Origin of the sequence: Pantoea sp. F_5, assembly GCF_008631595.1 — a bacterium.
Taxonomy (GTDB): domain Bacteria; phylum Pseudomonadota; class Gammaproteobacteria; order Enterobacterales; family Enterobacteriaceae; genus Pantoea; species Pantoea gossypiicola.
The window spans coordinates 26,804-50,291 of the sequence record NZ_VWUO01000006.1; the positions used below are offsets into that span (position 1 = coordinate 26,804).

Genomic DNA, 23,488 nt, shown 5'->3' on the forward strand with positions numbered 1-23,488 from the left:
ATCGTTAAGGCAGGACTTTGGCGGAGAGGATAACTACCGGTTTGGACGGCACATTCTGGTACGGACCCACATCTTTGGTCGGAACCTGAGAAATTTTTTCAACCACATCCTGACCTTTCACAATCTTACCAAATACGGCATAGCCGAAGTCTCGCTGGCCGTGGTCGAGGAAGGCATTATCCGCGACGTTGAGAAAGAACTGGCTGGTGGCACTGTCTTTATCGGCGGTACGCGCCATAGAGATGGTACCGCGCAGATTACGCAGTCCATTGTCCGCTTCGTTTTTAATTGGCGCGTTGGTCTGCTTCTGCTGCATATCCGTGGTGAAGCCACCACCCTGCACCATAAAGCCGGGGATCACGCGATGAAAAATGGTGTTGTTGTAAAAACCGTTGTTGACGTAATCAACGAAGTTTTTCACAGAAACCGGCGCTTTCTGGTTATTCAGTTCGAGTTCGATATTGCCGGCGGAGGTGGTGAGCAGAACGTGGGTGTCACCTTTTGCAGCCAGCGCCTGGGCGGAAACGGTAGAGAGCGCTAACAAGGTGATGGCCGCTGTTAAAGTACGTTTAAACATGAAAGATTCCTTACCTGGGAGAGCGGGCACAAAAACGTGATTGATTGTAGAGAGACTCGATTCTATGAGCCAGCGTTTTACTTATATTTACGCTGTTACGGCAAATGCGCTGAGCAAACGTTAAACAACCCTAATTGCGTGATTAAAATCACACAACACATGAAATATAGATCTGTAGTTTCACTGCTTGTTTATTAAGATCACAGTTCCGTTTACACTTTCTGACACTTTTTGGCACCCGGTTCTCAACAGGTTCAGAACATGACAAACCGTAATCGTATTGGCCTTACCTGGATAAGCTTCTTCTCCTACGCGCTGACCGGCGCGCTGGTGATCGTTACCGGCATGGTAATGGGCGATATCGCGAAAGATTTCCAGATTCCCATCTCCAGCATGAGTAATACCTTCACCTTCCTCAACAGCGGCATCCTGGCGGCGGTCTTCCTGAACGCCTGGCTGATGGTGATTGTGCCACTGAAGCGCCAGCTGATTTTCGGCTTCGTCCTGATGGTCCTGGCGATCATCGGATTAATGACCAGCCGCGATCTGACCATCTTCTCGCTCTGTATGTTTGTGCTGGGCGTAGTCAGCGGCATCACCATGTCGATCGGCACCTTCCTGATTACCCACATGTATGAAGGCCGTCAGCGCGGTTCACGGCTGCTGTTTACCGACTCCTTCTTTAGCATGGCGGGCACGCTGTTTCCGGTGCTGGCTGGCATTCTGCTGGCGCGTCAGTTGCCGTGGTACTGGGTCTATGTCTGCATCGGCTTCATCTACGTCGCGATCTTCATCATGACGCTGTGTGTGGAGTTTCCGGTGCTGCGCAAGCCTGAAAACAGCCCGACCGTTGAGAAAGAGAAATGGGGTGTGGGCGTGCTGCTGCTGGCTGTCGCGGCACTCTGCTACATTCTCGGCCAGCTTGGCTTCATCTCCTGGGTGCCGGAATATGCCACCAAAGTCATGGGCATGAACATCAATGATGCCGGACAGCTGGTGGGCAGCTTCTGGACGGCGTATATGGTGGGTATGTGGGCCTTCAGCTTCCTGCTGCGCTTCTTCGACCTGCAACGTATTCTGATGGTGCTGGCGGGTCTGGCCACGGTGCTGATGTACTGGTTCGTCAGCAGCAGCGATGCCGGCATGCTGAAATGGATCATCATGATTCTGGGCTTCAGCTCCAGTGCGATCTACACCACCATCATCACCCTGGGTTCGCTGCAGACCAAAGTCGCCTCACCGAAGCTGGTGAACTTCATTCTGACCTGCGGCACCGTCGGCACCATGCTGACCTTTGTGGTGACGGCGCCTATCGTTGAGAAAAGTGGTGTGCATACTGCACTGGCGACGGCGAACGCGCTTTACGCGGTGGTGTTTGTCATGTGTGCGCTGCTCGGCTTTGTCAGCCGTCATCGTACTCACGGTCACGTCACGCATTAATCCTTCAGGGCGGCGAGTGATTGCCGCCCTGCTCGTTAACGCCGGAAGTCTACGCGCTCCCGTTCCCGCCAGTAAATCTCGCTTTCTGCAGGCTTCGTCTCCGCCACAACCACACCGCGACGTAGTGAATAGCGCACCGGGACCTGCCTTCTTACCGCATCAAAACCGCTCTCTGCTGGCAGTATAATCAGACTGGCCTCGTTGCCGCTCTGAATGCCATAGCCTGCAAGCTGCATCGTCTTTGCACTATTGTGCGTAATCAGATCCAGACCTGCATCAATCTGCTCATAGCCCATCAGCTGACAGACATGTAATCCCATATGCAGCACCTGCAGCATGTTAGCGGTGCCCAGCGGATACCAGGGATCAAACACATCGTCATGGCCGAAGCAGACGTTAATCTCCGCCTCCAGCATCTCTTTCACCCGCGTAATGCCGCGCCGCTTGGGATAGGTGTCAAAGCGGCCCTGCAGGTGAATATTGACCAGCGGATTGGCGACAAAGTTAATGCCCGACAGCTTCAGCAGCCGGAACAGTCGTGAGGCGTACGCGCCATTGTAAGAGTGCATCGCGGTGGTATGACTGGCCGTCACGCGTGCGCCGTTGCCGTCGCGATGGGCCAGCGCCGCCACGGTTTCCACAAAGCGCGACTGTTCATCATCGATCTCATCGCAGTGAACATCGATCAGCCGGTCATAGCGGTTAGCCAGCGCAAAGGTTTTATGCAGCGACTCAACGCCATACTCGCGGGTGAATTCGTAGTGAGGAATGGCACCGACAACATCCGCGCCCAGTCGCAACGCCTCTTCCAGCAGCGCTTCGCCGTTGGGATAAGAGAGAATGCCCTCCTGAGGAAATGCCACTATCTGAATCGTGATCCACGGTGCCATCTCTGCTTTCAGCTCCAGCATCGCTTTCAGCGCCGTCAGTGAGGGGTCTGACACGTCAACATGGGTGCGCACAAACTGAATGCCGTTGGCGATCTGCCACTTCAGCGTCTGCAACGCCCGCTGCTTCACATCTTCGTGGCTGAGCAGCGCCTTGCGCTCGGCCCAGCGCTCAATTCCTTCAAACAGCGTACCGGACTGGTTCCACGCCGGTTCGCCCGCCGTCTGGGTGGTATCCAGATGAATATGTGGCTCAATGAAGGGTGCGCAGGCTAAGCCGCCTTCGCCGTCCAGCGATTGCTCCACCGGAGAAGGCTGCTGCGGCTGGGCTGAGATGCGGGCTATTTTTCCGTCGGCGATTTCGATTTGCCACAATCCTTCCCGCCAGGGCAGACGCACATTATTGATCCACTTAGGTGACAGCATGGCTGATTCCTTATCCGAAAAACCGGTGTGGTTAAAACTAACACGATTCATACCCTCATCAGCAATGCAGGATATTCAGCAGGTTAGCTGCGCCAGATAAACCCAATTAAAATCAAACATATACCTCTTAATGGGTATATGGCGTTGTGGTTGATACATATCAATAAGCGTCAGATAGGGCGCGCTATTGTAGCCGCAGATATCGTAAATTTGAGGCAAAAATGAGCAAGCACAATGTCGTCGTTATCGGTAACGGCATGGTCGGCCACCGCTTCATAGAAGAGTTACTTGAGAAAGCGGAACCCGACCAGTTTTCGCTGACCGTCTTTTGTGAAGAACCCCGCGTCGCCTACGACCGTGTCCACCTGTCCGCTTACTTCTCCCATCACACCGCCGAAGAGCTGTCGCTGGTTCGTGAAGGCTATTACGACAAACATCAGGTCAATCTGCTGCTGGGCGAACGCGCCATCACCATTAACCGTGATGAGAAGCTCATCCACTCCAGCACCGGTCGCGCGGTTTACTACGATACGCTGATTTTTGCCACCGGCTCTTATCCGTGGATCCCGCCGATTAACGGTGCCGAAGGCAGCGACTGCTTTGTCTACCGCACCATCGAAGATCTCAACGCTATCGAAGCCTGCTCGCGCCGCAGCAAACGCGGTGCGGTCATTGGCGGCGGCCTGCTGGGACTGGAGGCGGCGGGCGCGCTGAAAAATCTGGGTATTGAAACCCACGTTATTGAATTTGCGCCAGTACTGATGGCAGAACAGCTCGATCAGCAAGGCGGGGAACAGCTGCGTCGCAAGATTGAGCAGATGGGCGTGCGGGTCCACACCGGAAAAAACACCCAGCAGATAGTGCATCATGAGCACGGCGGTAAAACGCTGCAGTTCGCCGACGGCAGTGCGCTGGAAGTCGATTTCATTGTCTTCTCCACCGGCATTCGCCCGCAGGATAAACTGGCAAAACAGTGTGGATTGACCCTGGGTCCGCGCGGCGGGATCGCCATTGATGACCAGTGCCGCACCAGCGATCCCGCCATTTACGCCATCGGTGAGTGTGCCGCCTGGCAGAATCGCGTCTATGGCCTGGTGGCACCGGGTTACAAAATGGCGCAGGTCGCCAGCGACCATCTGCTGGGCCGTGACAATACGTTTACCGGCGCGGACATGAGCGCCAGACTCAAGCTGCTGGGTGTCGATGTTGGCGGTATTGGCGATGCGCGTGGCACCACGCCAGGCGCTCGCAGCGTGGTCTGGCTGGATGAAAGCAAATCGGTCTACAAACGCCTGATTATCAGCGAAGATCAGAAAACCCTGCTGGGTGCGGTGCTGGTGGGAGACACCAGCGACTATGGCAACCTGCTGCAACTAGTGCTGAATGGTATTCCGCTGCCGGATAACCCGGAAGCGCTGATTCTGCCTGCGGGCAGCGGAAATAAACCGGCTATCGGCGTCGATTCCCTGCCTGACAGCGCGCAAATCTGCTCCTGCTTCGACGTCAGCAAAGGCGACATCATCAAAGCGGTTCAGGGTGGCTGTCACACCGTCGCCGCGCTGAAAAGCAGCACCCGAGCCGGTACAGGCTGCGGCGGCTGTATTCCGCTGATTACTCAGGTACTGAACAGCGAACTCAGCCGTCAGGGCATCGAGGTCAATAACCATCTTTGTGCCCACTTCGCCTGGTCACGCCAGGAGCTGTATCACCTGATTCAGGTGGAAGAGATTAAAACCTTTGATGAGCTGCTGGCCCGCTATGGTCAGGGTTACGGTTGTGAAATATGCAAGCCTGCGGTGGGCTCCCTGCTCGCCTCCTGCTGGAACGAATACGTACTCAAGCCGCAGCACGCGCCGTTGCAGGACAGCAACGACCTCTATCTGGGTAATATCCAGAAAGATGGCACCTATTCGGTGATCCCGCGCTCGCCCGGCGGTGAAATCACGCCGCACGGACTGAAAGTGATTGGCGAGATCGCCGAACGCTATCAGCTCTATACCAAAATCACCGGCTCGCAGCGCATCGGCTTGTTTGGCGCGCAGAAAGACGATCTGCCCGCTATCTGGTCGCAGCTGATCGAGGCCGGATTTGAAACCGGTCAGGCCTACGCTAAAGCGCTGCGTATGGCGAAAACCTGCGTCGGCAGCGCCTGGTGCCGTTACGGCGTGGGCGACAGCCTCGGCTTCGGCGTCATGCTGGAGAACCGCTATAAAGGCATCCGCACACCGCACAAAATGAAGTTTGGTGTCTCCGGCTGCACCCGTGAATGCGCAGAAGCTCAGGGCAAAGATGTCGGCATTATCGCCACTGAAAAAGGCTGGAACCTCTACGTCTGCGGCAACGGCGGCATGAAACCGCGTCATGGCGATTTGCTGGCGGCAGATCTCGATCAGCAGACGCTGGTCAGCTATCTCGACCGCTTCATGATGTTCTATATCCGCACCGCCGACCGCCTGCAGCGCACCTCACTGTGGCTGGAGAGTCTGGAGGGCGGCATCGATTATCTGCGTAGCGTGATCGTGGATGACAAACTCGGCATCAACAGCCAGATGGAGCAGCAACTGACCGCGCTGCGCGCCAGTGTTCGCTGTGAATGGCAGGCGACGCTGGAAGATGAAAGCCAGCTGACGCGCTTTGCCCACTTTATCAACTCGCCGCAGCGCGACCCTGCAGTGCAGCGGGTGGCAGAGCGCGACCAGCATCGTCCGGCACGCCCTGAAGAACGTATTGCCGTAACCCTGATTGAGGAGACCGAATCATGAGCCAGTGGAATCCGGTGTGCCCGCTGACGCAGATCCTGCCCGCCACCGGCGTCTGCGCGCTGGTCAAAGGTCAGCAGGTGGCTATCTTCCGCCCGCGCGACGATGAGCAGCTTTATGCCATCAGCAATATCGACCCGTTTGCCGATGCCAGCGTGCTGTCACGCGGCATTATCGCCGAACATCAGGATGCGCTGTGGGTGGCCAGCCCGCTGAAGAAACAGCATTTTCGCCTTAGCGATGGCTACTGCATGGAGGATGAAACCCGCTCCGTGGCGGCCTGGCCGGTGCGGGTCAATGCCGGACAGGTTGAAGTCTGCCTGTAACGCCTGTCAACAGCCCGCCTCCGCGGGCTTTTTAAGGATCTCTGATGGACTACTTTCCCTTGTTCTGCCGCCTGCAGGGCCGTCGCTGCCTGCTGGTCGGCGCGGGTGATGTGGCGGAGCGAAAAGCGCGTCTGCTGCTGGAGGCTGGTGCCGATCTTTGGGTCGGTGCCCCTGATTTCTCCCCTGCCTTCCTGCAATGGGCACAGCAGAAAGCCGTCACCCTGCTGCCAGGGCATTTCGATCCAGCGTGGCTGACCGGCTGCTGGCTGGTGGTCGCCGCGACAAGCGATGACGTGGTCAATCAGCAGGTGGCAGAGGCAGCTGAAAAGCAGCAGATCTTCTGCAATCTGGTAGATGCACCACAGCAGGCCAGCGCCATTATGCCGTCGATCATCGACCGCTCGCCGCTGATGGTCGCCGTCTCTTCCGGGGGACGCGCGCCGGTGCTGGCGCGGCTGCTGAGGGAGAAACTGGAGGCGATGCTGCCGCAACATCTGGGCCAGCTGGCACAGCGGGCGGGAACCCTGCGCGATCGGGTGAAAAAGCAGTTCGGCTCACTCAATGCCCGACGCCATTTCTGGGAGCGCTTCTTTCACAGCGAGCGGCTGGCCCAGACACTGGCTAACGGCGACAGTGAACGCGCGGATCAGATTACCGACGCGCTTTTTAGCGCAGATATCGCCAGTCAGGGTGAAGTGGCGCTGGTCGGTGCCGGTCCGGGCGATGCCGGATTGCTCACACTCAAAGGCCTGCAGCTGATGCAGCAGGCGGACGTCATCGTCTATGACCGGCTGGTTTCCGATGAGATCCTGAATCTGGTGCGCCGCGATGCCGAACGCATTTTTGTCGGGAAACGCGCCGGATATCACTGCGTACCGCAGGATGCGATCAACCAGCTGCTCTGCGAACAGGCGCTGCGCGGCAAACGTGTGGTGCGCCTGAAAGGCGGCGATCCCTTTATCTTTGGTCGCGGCGGTGAAGAGCTGGAAGCGCTGGCACAGCTGAAGATTCCGTTTAGCGTGGTGCCGGGCATCACCGCGGCATCAGGCTGTGCGGCCTACAGTGGCATTCCCCTGACCCATCGCGATCATGCGCAGAGCGTCAGGCTGGTTACCGGCCATCTGCAGAAATCCGGTACGCTCGCCTGGCAGACGCTGGCGGCAGAGCAGCAGACACTGGTCTTTTATATGGGGCTGGCCCAGGCCGGAGAGATTCAGCAGCAGCTGATAAAAAACGGGATGCGCAGTGATATGCCTGTGGCACTGGTGGAAAACGGCACCAGCACGCGTCAGCGCGTGGTCACCGGGACGCTGAACGAGCTGGAGGCGTTAGCCGGTCAGGTGAACAGTCCCAGCCTGATGATCATCGGCAGCGTGGTGAGTCTGCGTGACAGCCTGCGCTGGTTCTGAATCGGCAAGTAAAAAAACGGCGGACATGATGCCCGCCGTCCTGTTTTTCTGCTCAGCCATTACGGCATCGCGACAAAGCCTACCGCTTCGTAAACCTTCTTCAGCGTTTCCTGCGCCTGTGCGCGTGCTTTCGCCGCGCCATCACGCATCACCTGCTCCAGCAGCGCTTCATCGTTGCGGAAGCTGTAATAACGCTCCTGCAGCTCGGAGAGCATGCCTGACACGGCATCAGCTACTGCACCTTTAAGGTGGCCATACATCTTGCCTTCGAACTCCTGCTCCAGCTCGGCGATGGTTTTACCGGTCACGCCTGACAGAATATCCAGCAGGTTAGAGACGCCCGCCTTCTCTTTCACGTCGTAGCGCACCACTGGCGGCTCTTCAGAGTCAGTAACGGCGCGTTTAATCTTCTTCACCACCGCTTTCGGATCTTCCAGCAGGCCGATCACGTTGTTGCGGTTGTCGTCAGACTTGGACATTTTTTTGGTCGGTTCCAGCAGCGACATCACGCGCGCGCCAGACTTCGGAATGAACGGCTCCGGCACCTTGAAGATGTCGCCATAGATCGCATTGAAACGATGCGCGATATCACGGCTCAGCTCCAGATGCTGCTTCTGATCTTCACCGACTGGCACCTGATTGGTCTGATAGAGCAGAATGTCTGCCGCCATCAGAACCGGGTAGTCGAACAGCCCGGCGTTGATGTTCTCTTCGTAACGCGCTGATTTGTCCTTGAACTGCGTCATACGGCTCAGTTCACCGAAATAGGCGTAGCAGTTCAGGATCCAGCTCAGCTGCGTGTGCTCTGGCACATGCGACTGAACAAAGATGGTGCTTTTTTGCGGGTCGATACCACAAGCCAGATAGAGTGCCAGCGTATCCAGCGTCGCTTTACGCAATGCAGCAGGATCCTGACGCACAGTGATCGCGTGCAGATCAACAATGCAGTAAATGCAGTGGAAATCATCCTGCATCTGCACCCACTGACGCAGCGCTCCCATATAGTTGCCAATGGTCAGTTCGCCGGACGGCTGTGCGCCGCTGAAAACGATGGGTTTCATACTTGAGTCCTGATATTTACAGCCCCAGTGTGGGCAAAAGTTCGTCGAAAGAGTCGAGGGTTAAATCGGGCTGGCTGGTGGCAATCGGCTCGCCATAGTTATAGCCATAGGTCATGGCCACATTGGGCACGCCCGCCGCCTGCGCCGCCTGGATATCATTGCGAGAGTCGCCAACAAACAGCAACTCGTTCGGCAATACGCCGAAGGTGCCCAGCACCATAAAGATCGCTGCAGGGTGCGGTTTTTTAACCGGCACATCATCACCACCGATAATCAGCGAAAACGCATCGGCAATGCCAAGCGATTCAAGCAGCGGTGCCACAAACGGCGTCGGCTTGTTGGTCACAATCGCCATCGGCAGCCCGGAAGATTTTAGGGCATCCAGCGTCTGCTTCACCTGTGGGAACAGTGTGCTGCCCGCATCCACGGTGTCGGCGTAGTGGCGGTCAAACAGCGCGCGTGCATCGCGCTGCTCTTCCGGCTGCGGCTCACGGCCCAGCGCGAAGGTCAGCGCGCGGGCCATCATGATATCGGCACCATTGCCAATCCAGGTTGAGACACGCTCAAGGCCCGCCCGTGGCAGGCGAAGATCGTTCAGCGTGCGGTCGATCGCATCGGCAAGGCCTGGCGCGCTATCCACCAGCGTGCCATCGAGATCAAACGCCAGCGCACGAATATCAGTGAAATGAGCCATTGGCTTTCTCCAGTTCGTTGCGCATATCGTCGATCACTTTTTTATAGTCAGGATGTCCGAAAATGGCAGAACCCGCGACAAACATGTCGGCACCGGCAGCCGCAATCTCGCGGATATTGTCGATCTTCACGCCGCCATCCACTTCGAGACGAATGTTATAGCCGCTCTGATCGATACGTCTGCGCGCTTCACGCAGTTTATCCAGGGTACCGGGAATAAATGACTGACCGCCAAAACCAGGGTTTACGGACATCAGCAGAATGATATCCAGCTTATCCATGACGTAATCGAGGTAGCTCAGCGGGGTCGCCGGATTAAACACCATACCCGCTTTACAGCCATGCTCTTTAATCAGTTGCAGGGTGCGGTCAACGTGTTCGCTGGCTTCGGGATGGAAGGTAATATAGGTGGCACCGGCTTTGGCAAACTCCGGGATCAGCGCATCCACCGGCTTCACCATCAGGTGCACATCGATAGGCGCAGTGATGCCATAGTCGCGCAGTGCTTTCAGCACCATCGGACCCATGGTGAGATTAGGGACGTAGTGGTTGTCCATTACGTCGAAGTGAACCACGTCACCTCCGGCCGCCAGCGCTTTGGCTGTGTCTTCGCCCAGCCGGGCAAAGTCCGCCGACAGGATTGAAGGGGCCAGCAAATATTGTTTCATCCGATTCTCCCACTGTTGTGCGCCAGCACTCAGGCTGGCGTAATGCGTTGGTCGCGGACGAAACAGACTAGCGATAAAGTGCCAGTAGTTCGTCGACCTTGGTGCGACCGGCTATGCTCCGGCTGATAGAACGCCGGGCTTTGACCACATGTAACACTGCATCCTGATACCATAAACGCGTCAGTGCAGTGTCGTGGTTAGAAATCAGTACCGGAATCCGGTGCTCCGACGCAGCCAGCTGTGCCGCTAACGCCGCCAGATTCTCCTGCTCACGCAGGCTGAAGCTGTTGGTGTGATAAGCCGTAAAATTGGCCGTTGCCGACAGTGGTGCATAAGGCGGATCGCAATAGACCACTGAGCCTTTACCGGCACTGGTCAGGGTAACATCGTACGATTCACAGACAAACGTCGCTTTTTGCGCTCGCTCGGCAAACCATAACAGTTCGGCTTCCGGAAAGTAGGGTTTGCGATAGCGGCCAAACGGCACGTTGAACTCACCACGCAGGTTATAGCGGCAGAGGCCGTTGTAACAGTGACGGTTCAGATAGAGAAATAACAGCGCGCGCTGGTAGGCGTCGGTGCTGGTATTAAATTCGGTGCGCCGCTGGTAATAACAGATCTCGTTGTTACCTTCGGGCGTAAACAGCAGCTGCGCGTCACGGATGAAATCCGCCGTGCGCGTTTTGACAGTGTTGTAGAGATTAATCAGGTCACTGTTGATATCAGCCAGATGGTAGCGATCAAATTCAGTGTTCAGAAACACCGAGCCCGCGCCAACAAATGGCTCGACCAGACAGTCGCCTTGCGGCAGATGACGATGGATCTCTTCTACTAAGGGAAATTTTCCCCCTGCCCATTTCAGGAAAGCGCGATTTTTTTTCATGCTGTCGTGGTTATTACATCTTATTGTGAGGCTGTGGCTGGACCGACAGCAGATCTGCGCTTAAAACGGGGCCAGAGCCTGGCCCCACATCCGCTATTGGCTGGCTTCTTTCTTCACCTGGCTGACGGGTTTTACCCATGGGTTCTTCGCACGCACGTCTGCAGGCAGCGATGCTACAGCGCGTTTGGCATCGGCCGGTGTGGCATAGGAGCCACTCACCAGCACGTACCACGACTGACCGTTACGGGTGGTTTTGTAGACGTGATAGCCACTCAGATTCTGTTGCTTAGCCCAGGCATTCAGGCTTTCCGGCTTCGACGCACCGCTCAGCTGCAGAGTATAACTTCCACCTGGCAGTGATTTGCTGGCTGAACTGCTGCCCGCTGCCGCGGAACTCACTGGCGTACGCGCTGGCGTGGTATGCGTTTTGCTGTCACGGGTTACAGGCTTCGACGCTGTTTTATGCGATGAATCGTGCGCCGAACGAGCAGCCGTATTTGATTTGTTCGGTGTCTGACGGACTGAAGGTGCGGTGACAGGATTGGCAGCCGTTCCGGCATTGCCGCTGACCGTTGCTGGCGCCGTTGGCAGTGAACTGCCGCTCTGCGTGCCCATCGCGGCACTGTCAACCTGCTGCTGCTGATTAGTCAGCGCGCTGTTCAGATCGCCGGGCAGTGTGACACGCTGCTGATTCGCGGGCGCATCAACCGGTGCGGCCTGCGTAGGCGTTGAAGCCACAGGCGGCATTGAGATATCGCGCTGCGGATTAGAGGCAGCATCACCGCTGGTGGCGGGGGTAGTCTGCGCATCTGATGGAGGCGTCTGCCCACCGGACAGGGAAGAGGAGCCGCCCAGGTCAATATTCTTTTCGCTGCCGGAACCGCCATTGGCGGCAGGGGTTGTGCCCGCCGTGGCCGGTTTTTTCTCATCCGGGCCATTCAGCGCCGAACCGATCCCCAGCACCAGTAACAGCAGAACCAGGATTCCGACGCCCATCATGATACGCTGGCGCGAAACCGGTGTTTTGGCCGCAGTAGAGGACTTACGAGGGCGCGAGGGACGGCGGTCGCTGGCGTCAGGCTTTAACTCGTCTTCCGGTTTAAACTCATCCATTTTGGCTCCTCCGTAAAGCGGCATTCCGCACTGCGCACCCTGCGCGCCGCGTCACCACTCAACTGCTTAATCTCAGGGTTGCTGACAATCGTTAATTGCAGCCAGCACCATATCATGTGCCACGCCACCACGCACTTCAGAGCGGCCAATCGACAGCGGGAGTATCAGCCGCAGTTCGCCCGCCAGAACTTTTTTATCGCGCATCATGTGCGGCAGATACATCTCTGCACTCATCGCCTGCGGCCCATGCACCGGCAAACCGGCACGCTGGAACAGGGCAATAATGCGGTCGGTCTCCTGCGGCTGGAACTGTCCCAGACGTTCAGCCGTACGTGCTGCCATCACCATGCCCGCAGCAATCGCTTCACCGTGTAGCCAGTTGCCGTAGCCCATGTGTGCTTCAATCGCATGACCAAAAGTATGGCCCAGGTTAAGCAACGCCCGCTGACCGTTTTCACGCTCATCGGCCGCCACGACCTCAGCCTTCAGTTCACAACAGCGACGAATGCAGTACGCCAGCGCCTGTTCATCCAGCGCCAGCAGCGAATCAAGATTCTGCTCCAGCCACTGGAAAAACGCACCGTCGAGGATAATGCCGTACTTAATGACTTCCGCTAAGCCAGACGCCAGTTCACGCGCAGGCAGCGTCTTCAGACAGGCCGTATCAATCACCACCGACGCGGGTTGATAAAATGCGCCGATCATGTTTTTGCCCAGCGGATGGTTAACGGCCGTTTTGCCGCCAACCGAAGAATCAACCTGCGACAGTAAGGTGGTCGGTACCTGAATAAAGCGTACGCCACGCTGATAACTGGCCGCAGCAAAACCGGTAAGATCGCCAATGACGCCGCCGCCTAAGGCGACAAGCGTCGTATCACGACCGTGCGGCTTTTGCAGGAGTGCGGTAAAAACCTGATCCATCACGGCCAGCGTCTTATATTGTTCGCCGTCGGGTAAGATCACCTGATCCACTTTTACACCTGCCGCCGTCAGACATGCTGTCAGCTGGTCAAGATAGAGCGGAGCCAGCGTCTGGTTTGTCACCACCATGGCGTTTTCGCCCGCGGTCAGCGGCCAAAAAGAAGCCGGATCGTTAAACAGTCCGGCGGCAATAGTGATGGGGTAACTGCGTTCCCCCAGTGAGACGGTGATCTTCTCCATGATGCCCGATACCTGTTAAAAAGCCTTCGAACGTTGGATCAACTTTTTTCCAACATGTGGATAATCTGATTCGCCACCACTTTCGCACTCTGATCATCTGTGCGAATGGTTACATCGGCGATCTCTTCGTAGAGCGGGTTGCGTTCGCCAGCCAGCGCTTCAAGCACTTCGCGCGGCGGTGAATCCACCTGCAGCAACGGACGTTTTTTGTCACGTTGGGTGCGCGCCAGTTGCTTTTCGATGGTGGTTTCAAGATAAACCACAACACCGCGGGCGGAGAGACGATTACGCGTTTCCCGGGATTTGACGGAACCACCGCCTGTCGCCAGGACGATGCCTTGCTTCTCGGTCAGTTCGTTAATGATTTTTTCTTCGCGATCGCGAAAGCCAGCTTCGCCTTCGACATCAAAAACCCAGCCCACATCCGCTCCGGTGCGTCGCTCAATTTCCTGATCGGAATCGAAGAACTCCATGTTGAGTTGCTGAGCCAACTGACGGCCAATAGTGCTTTTGCCGGCACCCATCGGCCCAACCAGAAAGATATTGCGTTTCTCTGCCATTTTGTCGGTATTACTAAGAATTCGTTAATGATACCCCGCGTTCAGCATTTGCTGGCGGGACAGGAACTGAGACCTCATGAGCGTTAGCAAGAGTCAGATGAAAAATTATCTCAACACTCAAGGCTGTTTGGCAACCGATTATATTGCCTTCAGCACATCCATTTCTGAATTGGCCTGTGTTCGCGAAACTGTAACGCGCCAGCGCTGCGTCTTTACAACGCTGCTTACAGAGGAGTTTTCTGATCTGTTTGCCGGGATTTACCCTGCATAGACGGTTACACCGTATTGAAAATCGCTAAACCTTGTAAGCTAATTCCTCTCCTGCGTCAACGCAGATGGCCTTAAGGAACGCATTTTCCGTTTTATCCCGCCGTAAGCGCTGCTTCCCTGACCAATCGCGGCGTTATGAAGATCACCAGCTCTCTTTTTTTGCGCTGTTCAGATTGCTGACGAAACAACCCGCCAATCAGCGGCACATTTCCCAGCAGCGGCACCTTATTTTCTCCATGACTGCGCTGCTGCTGAAAGATACCCCCTAACGCCAGTGTTTGCCCGTCACTGACCGTGACCTGCGTCTCAATTTCCTGTTTATCAATGGATAATATGTCGCTGTCGCCGGTTCTGATGCTGCGACCCGGCATGTTCTGACTGAGATGGATCTTCAGCTGGATGCGGCCATTCCCGGAAATCGTCGGTGTTACCTCCATGCCCAGCACCGCTTCTTTGAACTCAATACTGGTAGCTCCACTGTTTCCCGCCGACACTTCATAAGGTATCTCCGTACCCTGCTTAATCGACGCGGTCTGCTGATGTGAGGTAAAGAGGCGTGGACTGGCGATGATTTCAATCTGGTTTTCCTGCTCCAGCGCACTTAATTCCAGATCCAGAAGTTGGCCGCCGATGCGCGCCAGCGCCATACCCATGCTGATGCCGGGCGAACTGACCGCCAGCGGAATATCCAGCCGTGGATGATGCAGGATGTCAGTCACGGCGGCGTCACCGGCCTGCAATCCCCACTTCACACCCAGCTCCTGCAGATGCTCTTCGCTGATTGTGACGATATGCGCCGATAGCTCGATCTGCTCCAGTGGCAGGTCCAGCGCCCGTATCCAGCGTTCCGTCTCTTTCAACGCTGCCGCCGTATCGCGCAGTAACAGGGCGTTGGTGCGTTTGTCGACCGTTACGCTACCGCGCTCACTCATCAGCGACTGCCGTTCACTCACCAGACTGGCATGCACCTCGCTGGCACTGGCGTAACGCAATATCACGGCGCGCTGTTGCAAAGGCTCACGCTGCAATCGGGCCTGCTGCTCAGCCTGTCGCGTCTTCTGCTGTTCCTGTTGCCAGCTTTCAGGATAGACCAGCAGGACATTATCCTGTTCTATCAGCGTCAGCTTGGCCATGCGCGCCACCAGATCCAGCGCCTGATGCCACGGCAGGTTATCAAGCCGCAGCGATAACGCCCCTTCAACTTCTGGTGCAATCATCAGGTTAATCTGCTGATAGTCAGCCAGCGCCTGCAAAATGCGCGCTACCGGCGCGTTATCAAATGTCAGGCTGAGAGGCTCGTCATCAGCGGCGTAGACCGGCAGCAGGCAGCTTATGAGCAGCAGAGTGGCTATCCTTTTCATGCGAACGTCCTTTTAAGTAAAACGAAGTCTGTTGTGCTGTGCAGCTATTCGGTACCGCTAAGGAGAGACTGCGGCGGGTCATATCAGCGAGTTGCCAGGGCGACAGGGGAAACGGTTTACCTGTGCGGACCGCGATGCTCTCTCCCTTCGGGTTCAGCAGCCAGGCATGAAAATGCGTCTCACGGCCAATGATCCCCTGCAGACGCCAGCCGGTAAGCGGTTCCATGAGCGCCTCACAAGCTGCATCGGCAACAGGCCGGAACGGATCACGCGCCAGCACACCGCCACAGCACAGCAGTAAAATCAGCAGGCTAAGGCGCATCGTCAGGCTCCAGCCAGAGTTGAGCCACCAGATGCTGCGGCTGCGCCAGCAGCTGAAAATGCACCGGAAACGCCAGGGAAGCATCGGCAAGCTCGGCAAAAAGTGACTGAAACGCCGGCCACTGCAGATGCAGGGTCAGCGTGCGTGAAGGAGAATCCGGCTGCCACTCTTCCAGCTGATAACGTCGTGTCGCCAGCATCGCTTCCACTGCCCGGCCCGATGCGCCCGGTGCAGGCCTGGCAATCTGCATCGACTGCAGCTGCCCTTGCAACTGCGCAATATCCGGGTTCTGACCCCACTGCTGCTGGCGTTGCTGCAAAGTACGGTTTAACTGCAACAGTTTCTGCTGTTCAGCGATCAGTGCCTGCTGCTGTGGCCGCAACCAGAAAGCCCACAAGATCAGTAACAGGCCGGATGAGAGGGCGGCGAGCAAGCCGTAACGCGGACGTGCAGCCATCTGCCACCAGCGATCCCACCACTCATTCATTAGCCACCTCCTGCACCTCTGCCCGCAATGAAAAGCGATAATGACTATCAGCCTGACGCTTAACGCTGCCCTGCCTCACCTGGCCAAACAGGGCGATGGTGGTTAACTGCTCACGGAAATGCCGGACCGCCGCCATATCCTGCGCCAGCCCCTCCAGCGTGAGACGATTGTCGCGCTTCTCCAGCCGGGTCAGCCAGGCGGTGTCAGGCAGTAACGCGGGTAAATCGATCCAGAACTGATGCCATGCGGCCAGTTGCACAGATTGCTGACGCTGCTTCGCCTGCTGTTTTTGCACTACCGTGAGCTGCGACAGTAACGTTTTCTGCTGCGCCAGTTGTGCGTCCAGGTTTTGCAGTACCTGCTGCTGCTCCCTGCTCGTCTGCGCCACCTGCTTACGCGCCTGACAGATGCGCCAGCTTTGCTGCATGACTCCCACCAGAACAGCACCCAGCATCAGTGACAGCACGATAAGGCTCTGTCGCCGCTGCTGTTGCTGACGGCGCTGCCGCCACGGCAGCAGATTCACGGCGACCATCATTTATCTCCATCGCGTAGCGCCAGCCCGGCCGCCAGCGCAAAGGCACCCGGACTTTCCGGTAACGGCGGCTGTTTATAACGGAACAGATCAAAGGGGGAAAACGCGCGGGCGTCAGCGGGCAGCGCAGAATTATCGGCTGAGCACCAGGCGACAGAACGGGCATCGGGGAAAGACTGCTGCTGCAGTGCCGCAAGCGAAGTGGCTTCGCCGTTCTCAGCCGCGGTATGCACATCGCTCCAGAGCCAGCGGTTATCCTGCTGCAGCACCAGTACCTCACCCTCCTGCAGCGCGGCCTGGTGGGCTAACCGCCTGAGCGCTTCGGTAGTCAGTTCAAACACCTGCGGCTTTAAACCCGCCTGCAGCAGTGGCGCTGCCCACTGGTCTATAATCTCCAGCCGGGCCGCCGTGACGCAGAGCTGACCGCTCTGTGCATCGGCCCGATAATCCAGCGCCAGCGCAGCAGGCTCCAGCGGAAAGAGACGACGTGCGGCCGCCTGCACGTAGTGCCCCAGCGCAGGCTCATTGAGCGACTGTGCGGGCAGGGAGAGCTGACGCTGCAGTACCAGCCGGGTGGGCAGCGCGACCCGCAGCGAGTAACGACGCGGCAACCGCTGACGCCAGGCTGTTAAGGCTGCCACTAATTCAGGCGAACATTGCAGCACGCCGTTTCTTAACGTATCTTGCGGCAGCCGCTGCTGCCACCAGTGGCGTAGCTGCCAGCCATCACGATGCGGCTGGAGGGCCAGGGCACAAATCTGCCTATTCTGAATATCCAGCCCAATTTGCCAGGTATGAAAAGCCATGCGCGCGATCTCCTTATCGTTCGGGAAAGATGGACATATCAAAGCGTCTGGCTTGCCTTTATACTACCGCGCGGTTGTTTATAAACTGCTCAAACGACAAGAGATGGGAAATTCCAGGTGAAGTTCGTAAAGTATTTATTGATCCTTGCAGTGTGTTGCATCCTGTTGGGAGCTGGCTCGATTTATGGTTTATACAAATACATAGAGCCGCAGCTGCCCGACGTAAACACGCTGAAAGATGTGCGTCTGCAAACCCCGATGCAGGTTTACAGTGCCGATGGCGATTTAATCGCCCAGTATGGCGAAATGCGCCGTATCCCTTTGACTCTGCAGCAAGTGCCACCTGTGATGGTGAAAGCGTTTATTGCGACCGAAGACAGCCGTTTCTATGAGCACCATGGTGTTGACCCGGTGGGTATTTTCCGTGCGGCCAGCATTGCGCTGGTTTCCGGTCACGCCTCACAGGGTGCCAGTACCATCACTCAGCAGCTGGCCCGTAACTTTTTCCTGAGTCCGGAACGCACTCTGATGCGTAAAATAAAGGAAGCGTTCCTGGCGATCCGCATTGAGCAGTTGCTGAACAAAGATGAAATTCTTGAGCTTTACCTGAATAAGATCTACCTCGGCTACCGTGCTTATGGCATCGGCGCAGCTTCTCAGGTCTATTTTGGTAAGCCGGTTGACCAGCTGTCGCTGAGTGAGATGGCGATGATTGCCGGTCTGCCAAAAGCGCCGTCCACGTTTAACCCGCTTTATTCACCGAGCCGCGCCCTGTCGCGCCGCAATGTGGTGCTGGCGCGTATGCTGGATCAGCATTACATCACGCAGCAGCAGTATGACGAGGCACGTAATACGCCGCTGGTGGCGAAGTATCACGGTCCGGAAATTGCCTTCTCTGCCCCCTATCTCAGCGAGATGGTGCGTCAGGAGATGGTGAAACGCTACGGCGACGATGCCTATACCGACGGTTACAAGGTCTACACCACTGTTACCCGCCGTCTGCAGGAAGCCGCTCAGACCTCGGTGCGCAATAACGTCATGGCTTACGATATGCGTCATGGCTATCGCGGCCCGACCAGCGTCCTGTGGAAAGTGGGTGAACCTGCCTGGGATCAGACAAAGATTGAGAAGGCGCTGAAGCCGCTGCCGGTCTATGGACCGTTGCATCCGGCCGTGGTCACAGAAGCACGCAGTGATGAAGCGACCGTGATGCTGAAAGATGGCAGCAATGTGTCGCTGGCACTGGCGGGTGTGCGCTGGGCACGTCCTTATAAGTCTGACACCGTGCAGGGCCCGACGCCGAAAAGCGTGACGCAGGTCCTGCAGGCTGGCCAGCAGATCTGGGTGCGTAAAGTGGGTGACGACTGGTGGCTGGGCCAGGTGCCGGATGTGAACTCGGCGCTGGTCTCACTGGATCCAAATGATGGTGCGGTGCGCGCGCTGGTGGGCGGTTTCGCCTTTAACCAGAGCATGTTTAACCGTGCGACCCAGGCGCTGCGCCAGGTCGGTTCTAACATCAAACCTTTCCTCTATACCGCTGCCATGGATCGCGGCCTGACGCTCGCTTCCATCCTTAACGATGTGCCGATTTCCCGCTGGGATGCGGGTGCGGGTGCTGACTGGCGTCCGAAGAACTCCCCGCCGACGTATGATGGCCCGATTCGTCTGCGTCAGGGACTCGGCCAGTCGAAAAACGTCGTCATGGTACGTGCGATGCGTGCGATGGGCGTGGACTACGCCGCAGAGTATCTGCAGCGCTTTGGTTTCCCGGCTCAGAATATTGTGCACACCGAGTCGCTGGCATTGGGTGCGGCCTCATTCACACCGTTACAGGTGGTTCGCGGCTACTCCGTGATGGCAAATGGCGGCTTCCTGATCGATCCCTATTTCATTACTAAAATTGAGAACGAACAGGGCGGCACCGTATTTGAAGAGAAACCGAAGATCGCCTGTCCACAGTGCAATCTGCCGGTCATCTACGGTGAGACCAAAAAAGCGCTGGCATTAAATGAAGAGAGCGTCGAGAACGTTGCCGCCTCAAATAACAATCAGAATCAGGCGGTTCCTCAGCCTGAACTGGAGCAGGTTCCGGCGCAGGCACAGCAGGGTGAGCAGCAATATGCGCCGCACGTGATCAATACCCCACTCACCTTCCTGATTAAGAGCGCGCTGAACAGTAATATCTTTGGTGAACCAGGCTGGATGGGAACCGGCTGGCGTGCCGGGCGTGACCTCAAGCGTAATGATATCGGCGGTAAAACCGGTACCACCAACAGCTCGAAAGACGCCTGGTTCTCAGGTTACGGCCCTGGCGTAGTGACTTCAGTCTGGATCGGTTTTGATGATGCGCGCCGCAATCTGGGCCGCAGCACGCTCTCCGGTGCCATTCCCGATCAGATTTCGGGCTATGAAGGCGGTGCGAAGAGTGCACAACCGGCATGGGATGAGTACATGAAGAGCGCGCTGGACGGTGTACCGGTACAGCCATTAACCCCGCCGGATGGCGTGGTCACAGTGACTATTGATCGCAGCACCGGCAAGCTGGCCAATGGCGGTGGCAACACCCGTCAGGAGTACTTCATCAATGGTACCCAGCCAACCGAATATTCGGTGCATGATGTGGGTACGACGATTATGGATAACGGCGAGAGCCACGAGCTGTTCTGATGTGATATCTGTAGTATGAAATGCCCTGAGGCTGGTCGCTTAACGTGACCAGCCTTTTTTATTCAGACAGATTTTACTTTAATGCTACGTTTCTGCAGGGAATGTTCATCTCCCGCTCCGAACTATCAGCCATACTCCCTGTTAATATTTAGGCTACTACGCTATTCATTCTCTGCGTCAAAATTACACCCTGTTAACGTACACCTATTACTCTACTTTCTTCAGAGAAAACAGGTGATTATAAAAAATGCAAGGGGTGCGAATAATAGTGCTGTTAAAGGCAAAAAAAACCGGTCACCAGGTGACCGATTTTAATTAACCCTTATACTAATAAGGTGAAAATCTGACAAAAGGCTCCAGAATTCGAGCCAAAAAAGATAAGACTATCATTATTATAAACATCGCCACATTGGCTTTCCCTGATGCCAGCAAAAAACTCAATAGTGTGTTAACTCAAAACTGAAGTCAGTTTAATAGTAAAGACATTAGTTAACATGAGCAATATTGACTCTTGCGCATTGTATATTCTCGTGATAAGAATGAAACCCAGCGATGATCTTGCCCTCACATTAATTGAATCATTTATGGATGCATTTATATATGGAAATTAAAATAGGCCACACTGAAGACGCTAAGACTGAAGAGTATATTATTCAGCGGCTTTGGCAGCATAATGAACGCTTTACCGAGATCAATATGAAAACGCTGAATGTTATCCTGTATGACGATCAGCAAAATATCCAGGGTGGGCTGCTAGCCCATACCTGGTGCGGCACACTGGATATTCATTACCTCTGGATAGATGATGCCTGGCGACGGCTTGGCACAGGTCGTCAATTGATGCAGGCTGCAGAAGATGAAGCGCGTAATCGAGGCTGCCATATGTCAGTAGTTGATACGCTAAGTTTTCAGGCGCGTGGTTTCTACGAAAAGCTGGGTTATCGCGTTTATGGTGAACAGGAAGGCTATGCTCAGCGCTACGCACGTTATTATCTGGCTAAAAGATTATAATCTTAATATTTTGAGCGAGGCGCTATGGACAGCCCATATCGTAATATCGATCAGTTTATTGATGCATTCGTCGCAACAGTGAATCTATTACCTACCCCCTGGGGTCTTAAAGATGCAACATCCCGGCATCTCTATATGAATAAAGCAGCCAGGTTATATACGGGTACACCCGCGAATTTTTTATTAGAGGGTAAAAGCGATAGCGAATTCCCTACGCGCTGGAATGATTGCGCTGATCAATTCCTTGAACACGATCAACGAGTAAAAGTGCGAAGAGACTGTGTGACGGTTATCGAAACCCACTACTGGTATGGCAAGAATTACCTCATGCCATTTATTAGCGATAAATATCCTATTTTCGGTAACCGAAAGCAGTTACTCGGCTACATCTGGAATGCACGCCCGGTAGATAACTTTAGCACGCTGAGCTTTATTGATTCAAAGAAAGTGTCTGTAATGACGACGCAGCTTGAGCATCCACTTTTTACGCCAGCCGAACTGGATGTCATCTTTTTGCTGCTAAGACGATTCAATGTTAAAGAGATCGCCCGCATTTACAACCTCAGCGTAAAAACTGTCAGTAATCGCATCACCACGCTGTATCAAAAAGCAGGTGTGCATTCGCTACAACAATTTGAAGGCTACTGCCGTGCGGAGTCACTGGAGAATTATCTGCCAGAGCGGTTTCTCAGCACAGGCGTTATTTATATATAAACGGTAAGGAAACCATGTCGTGAGTAAATTTGATGATTATCCACTGAGCCCTGTCCCGGCAAATAGAAGACTCTCACTGCTGAGCGTGGCTATTGTGCATATGGGTATGCTGACTGCGCTGGATCAGTTTATGCTCGGCGCGGTTCTGGGCAACAGCATGACGCTGGCAGAGGCGTTTACCGCAATCACGCTGGCCAGCCTGCTGTTTGGCGTGCTGACTTTTGCGCTCGGCTATGCAGGAATGCGTGAGGGACTGCCGGGGAGCTTGCTGGCGCGCTGGTGTGGTTTTGGCCGCCACGGCTCAGTGCTGATAGGCATGCTGGTTGCAATCAGCCTGCTGGGCTGGTTCGGCATTCAGAATGCGGTATTTGCCCGCTCGCTGAGCTATGCCCTGAACGGCAAACTCAGCTTTGCAGAGTCGGCCGCACTCTCAGGTACCGTGTTGACGTTACTGGTTACCTTTGGCTTTAAGGCGCTGCGCTTTACCGCACGCATTGCGGTTCCGCTTTTCATCGCGCTGGTCGGCTGGATTTTCTGGCACGCATTCCACGGCCAGTCTGGCCAGAACATACCGCCGGTTATCGCCAGCCAGGCCATTACTGTAAGCGCCGCGATGACCATGGTGATTGGCGGCGCAATTCTTGCCAGCCTGATGACGCCTGACCTGACGCGCTTCTCACGTAACGGCAAAGATGTGTTTGCCATCACGCTGCTGACCATTATGGCGGGCGAATATGGGGTCAATGGCGTAGCTATTCTTATTGCCAGAGAATTGCAGACCTCAGATATCATCGCGATTATTACGCAAACCACCAGCTCACTGGGTTTGCTGGCTGTCGTTTTTTCGACCCTGCGCATTAATGACCTGAATCTCTATTCATCCACGCTGGGCATCGCTAACGCGATTGAAGGCGTGACCGGCTATAAACCACGTTATCAGATGATTACGCTGCTGCTGGGAATGCTCGGTACACTCTGTTCAGTTTTCGGGATTCTCGATCGCTTTGTCGATTTTCTGGAACTGCTGGGCGTCATCTTCCCACCGATACTGGGCGTAATGATCGTTGACTACTACGTACTGAAAACTGAACGACAGACGCTGGCGCTCAGTCGTACCAGCGAAGCCTTACCGGCAACCTCCCAGCTTATTGGCTGGCCCGCGCTGATCGCCAGCGTCGCAGGTGCAGCCACGGGTCTGCTGGTTGAGCGCGGCGTACCGGTGCTTAATTCAATGCTTGTCGCGTGTGTCATTTACCTGCTGACCGCGCCACTCTTAAAGCGATCATCGTCCTTACAGGAAAAAGTTACTGCTGAATAAAGCAAAAACGCGCCTGTAGCAGGCGCGTTTCTTT

The 23,488-nt window shown here is 55.7% G+C and carries 23 protein-coding genes; 9 read left to right on the forward strand and 14 right to left on the reverse strand.

Going from position 1 to position 23,488, the window contains the following annotated elements; genetic code table 11:
- Positions 1-4: 4 nt before the first annotated feature.
- A complete protein-coding gene (gene ppiA / locus F3I44_RS09590; RefSeq protein ID WP_150011056.1) occupies positions 5-577 on the reverse strand; it encodes a peptidylprolyl isomerase A in 573 nt (190 codons plus the stop codon).
- 261 nt (positions 578-838) lie between these two features.
- Here ppiA and tsgA point away from each other — a divergent pair, with 261 nt between their 5' ends.
- Entirely contained in the window at positions 839-2,017 is a 1,179-nt protein-coding gene (gene tsgA / locus F3I44_RS09595; RefSeq protein WP_150011058.1) for an MFS transporter TsgA, read from the forward strand.
- Positions 2,018-2,052: 35 nt separating this feature from the next.
- Here the strand turns inward: tsgA and F3I44_RS09600 are convergent, their stop codons facing one another.
- Complete coding sequence (locus tag F3I44_RS09600) at positions 2,053-3,330, reverse strand: cytosine deaminase (protein ID WP_150011060.1); 1,278 nt, start codon at positions 3,328-3,330, stop codon at positions 2,053-2,055.
- Between the two features lie 221 nt (positions 3,331-3,551).
- Between F3I44_RS09600 and nirB the strand changes: the two genes are divergently transcribed.
- Genes nirB through cysG form a run of 3 tightly spaced genes read left to right on the forward strand, consistent with a single transcriptional unit; the run spans position 3,552 to position 7,824 of the window.
- Complete coding sequence (nirB, locus tag F3I44_RS09605; protein WP_150011062.1) at positions 3,552-6,092, forward strand: nitrite reductase large subunit NirB; 2,541 nt, start codon at positions 3,552-3,554, stop codon at positions 6,090-6,092.
- The gene (nirD, locus tag F3I44_RS09610; protein WP_013359274.1) at positions 6,089-6,415 is read left to right on the forward strand and encodes a nitrite reductase small subunit NirD; all 327 of its coding nucleotides are present in this window, start codon (positions 6,089-6,091) and stop codon (positions 6,413-6,415) included. The genes nirB and nirD overlap by 4 nt, the downstream gene beginning before the upstream one ends.
- Positions 6,416-6,459: 44 nt before the next feature.
- Positions 6,460-7,824 (forward strand): siroheme synthase CysG, encoded by a 1,365-nt coding sequence (gene cysG, locus F3I44_RS09615; protein WP_150011064.1) that lies wholly within the window; start codon positions 6,460-6,462, stop codon positions 7,822-7,824.
- Between the two features lie 59 nt (positions 7,825-7,883).
- On the opposite strand, the gene trpS is transcribed toward cysG, so the two are convergent.
- The 7 genes from trpS to aroK form a co-directional block, all read right to left on the reverse strand.
- Positions 7,884-8,885, reverse strand: a complete 1,002-nt coding sequence (gene trpS, locus F3I44_RS09620; protein ID WP_150011066.1) for a tryptophan--tRNA ligase — start codon at positions 8,883-8,885, stop codon at positions 7,884-7,886.
- Between the two features lie 16 nt (positions 8,886-8,901).
- Positions 8,902-9,579 (reverse strand): phosphoglycolate phosphatase, encoded by a 678-nt coding sequence (locus F3I44_RS09625; RefSeq protein WP_150011068.1) that lies wholly within the window; start codon positions 9,577-9,579, stop codon positions 8,902-8,904.
- Positions 9,563-10,246: a ribulose-phosphate 3-epimerase gene (gene rpe, locus F3I44_RS09630; protein ID WP_013359278.1), complete on the reverse strand. Its 684-nt coding sequence runs from the start codon at positions 10,244-10,246 to the stop codon at positions 9,563-9,565. The genes F3I44_RS09625 and rpe overlap by 17 nt, the downstream gene beginning before the upstream one ends.
- Positions 10,247-10,313: 67 nt before the next feature.
- Positions 10,314-11,129, reverse strand: coding sequence for an adenine-specific DNA-methyltransferase (gene dam, locus F3I44_RS09635; protein ID WP_150011070.1), 816 nt, complete (start codon positions 11,127-11,129; stop codon positions 10,314-10,316).
- Positions 11,130-11,222: 93 nt separating this feature from the next.
- On the reverse strand, positions 11,223-12,242 hold the full coding sequence (locus F3I44_RS09640; RefSeq protein WP_150011072.1) for an SPOR domain-containing protein: 1,020 nt from the start codon (positions 12,240-12,242) through the stop codon (positions 11,223-11,225).
- A gap of 72 nt (positions 12,243-12,314) precedes the next feature.
- The gene (aroB, locus tag F3I44_RS09645) at positions 12,315-13,403 is read right to left on the reverse strand and encodes a 3-dehydroquinate synthase (protein ID WP_150011074.1); all 1,089 of its coding nucleotides are present in this window, start codon (positions 13,401-13,403) and stop codon (positions 12,315-12,317) included.
- A 38-nt stretch (positions 13,404-13,441) separates the two neighbouring features.
- A complete protein-coding gene (gene aroK / locus F3I44_RS09650) occupies positions 13,442-13,963 on the reverse strand; it encodes a shikimate kinase AroK (RefSeq protein WP_003852989.1) in 522 nt (173 codons plus the stop codon).
- Between the two features lie 76 nt (positions 13,964-14,039).
- Between aroK and F3I44_RS09655 the strand changes: the two genes are divergently transcribed.
- Positions 14,040-14,234 (forward strand): hypothetical protein, encoded by a 195-nt coding sequence (locus F3I44_RS09655; protein WP_033734187.1) that lies wholly within the window; start codon positions 14,040-14,042, stop codon positions 14,232-14,234.
- A 91-nt stretch (positions 14,235-14,325) separates the two neighbouring features.
- Here F3I44_RS09655 and hofQ read toward each other — a convergent pair whose 3' ends face one another.
- From hofQ to pilM, 5 genes are read right to left on the reverse strand one after another with little or no spacing between them, the layout of a single operon-like run.
- Positions 14,326-15,594 carry a DNA uptake porin HofQ gene (hofQ, locus tag F3I44_RS09660; protein WP_150011076.1) on the reverse strand — a complete coding sequence of 423 codons (1,269 nt, stop codon included), beginning with the start codon at positions 15,592-15,594 and terminating at the stop codon, positions 14,326-14,328.
- Positions 15,536-15,916 carry a HofP DNA utilization family protein gene (locus F3I44_RS09665; RefSeq protein WP_150011078.1) on the reverse strand — a complete coding sequence of 127 codons (381 nt, stop codon included), beginning with the start codon at positions 15,914-15,916 and terminating at the stop codon, positions 15,536-15,538. Before F3I44_RS09665 ends, hofQ begins: the two co-directional genes overlap by 59 nt.
- Positions 15,906-16,403 (reverse strand): hypothetical protein, encoded by a 498-nt coding sequence (locus tag F3I44_RS09670; RefSeq protein WP_150011080.1) that lies wholly within the window; start codon positions 16,401-16,403, stop codon positions 15,906-15,908. Before F3I44_RS09670 ends, F3I44_RS09665 begins: the two co-directional genes overlap by 11 nt.
- Positions 16,396-16,941: a PilN domain-containing protein gene (locus F3I44_RS09675; RefSeq protein ID WP_223811663.1), complete on the reverse strand. Its 546-nt coding sequence runs from the start codon at positions 16,939-16,941 to the stop codon at positions 16,396-16,398. The genes F3I44_RS09670 and F3I44_RS09675 overlap by 8 nt, the downstream gene beginning before the upstream one ends.
- A complete protein-coding gene (gene pilM / locus F3I44_RS09680) occupies positions 16,938-17,744 on the reverse strand; it encodes a type IV pilus biogenesis protein PilM (protein WP_150011082.1) in 807 nt (268 codons plus the stop codon). The genes F3I44_RS09675 and pilM overlap by 4 nt, the downstream gene beginning before the upstream one ends.
- 117 nt (positions 17,745-17,861) lie before the next feature.
- On the opposite strand from pilM, the gene mrcA reads away from it, so the two are divergent.
- From mrcA to F3I44_RS09700, 4 genes are all read left to right on the forward strand, one after another.
- Entirely contained in the window at positions 17,862-20,411 is a 2,550-nt protein-coding gene (gene mrcA, locus F3I44_RS09685) for a peptidoglycan glycosyltransferase/peptidoglycan DD-transpeptidase MrcA (protein ID WP_150011084.1), read from the forward strand.
- A gap of 600 nt (positions 20,412-21,011) precedes the next feature.
- The gene (locus F3I44_RS09690; RefSeq protein ID WP_150011086.1) at positions 21,012-21,422 is read left to right on the forward strand and encodes an N-acetyltransferase; all 411 of its coding nucleotides are present in this window, start codon (positions 21,012-21,014) and stop codon (positions 21,420-21,422) included.
- A gap of 24 nt (positions 21,423-21,446) precedes the next feature.
- The gene (locus tag F3I44_RS09695) at positions 21,447-22,136 is read left to right on the forward strand and encodes a PAS and helix-turn-helix domain-containing protein (RefSeq protein ID WP_150011088.1); all 690 of its coding nucleotides are present in this window, start codon (positions 21,447-21,449) and stop codon (positions 22,134-22,136) included.
- Positions 22,137-22,155: 19 nt separating this feature from the next.
- Positions 22,156-23,454, forward strand: coding sequence for a cytosine permease (locus F3I44_RS09700; protein ID WP_150011090.1), 1,299 nt, complete (start codon positions 22,156-22,158; stop codon positions 23,452-23,454).
- Positions 23,455-23,488 lie beyond the last annotated feature (34 nt).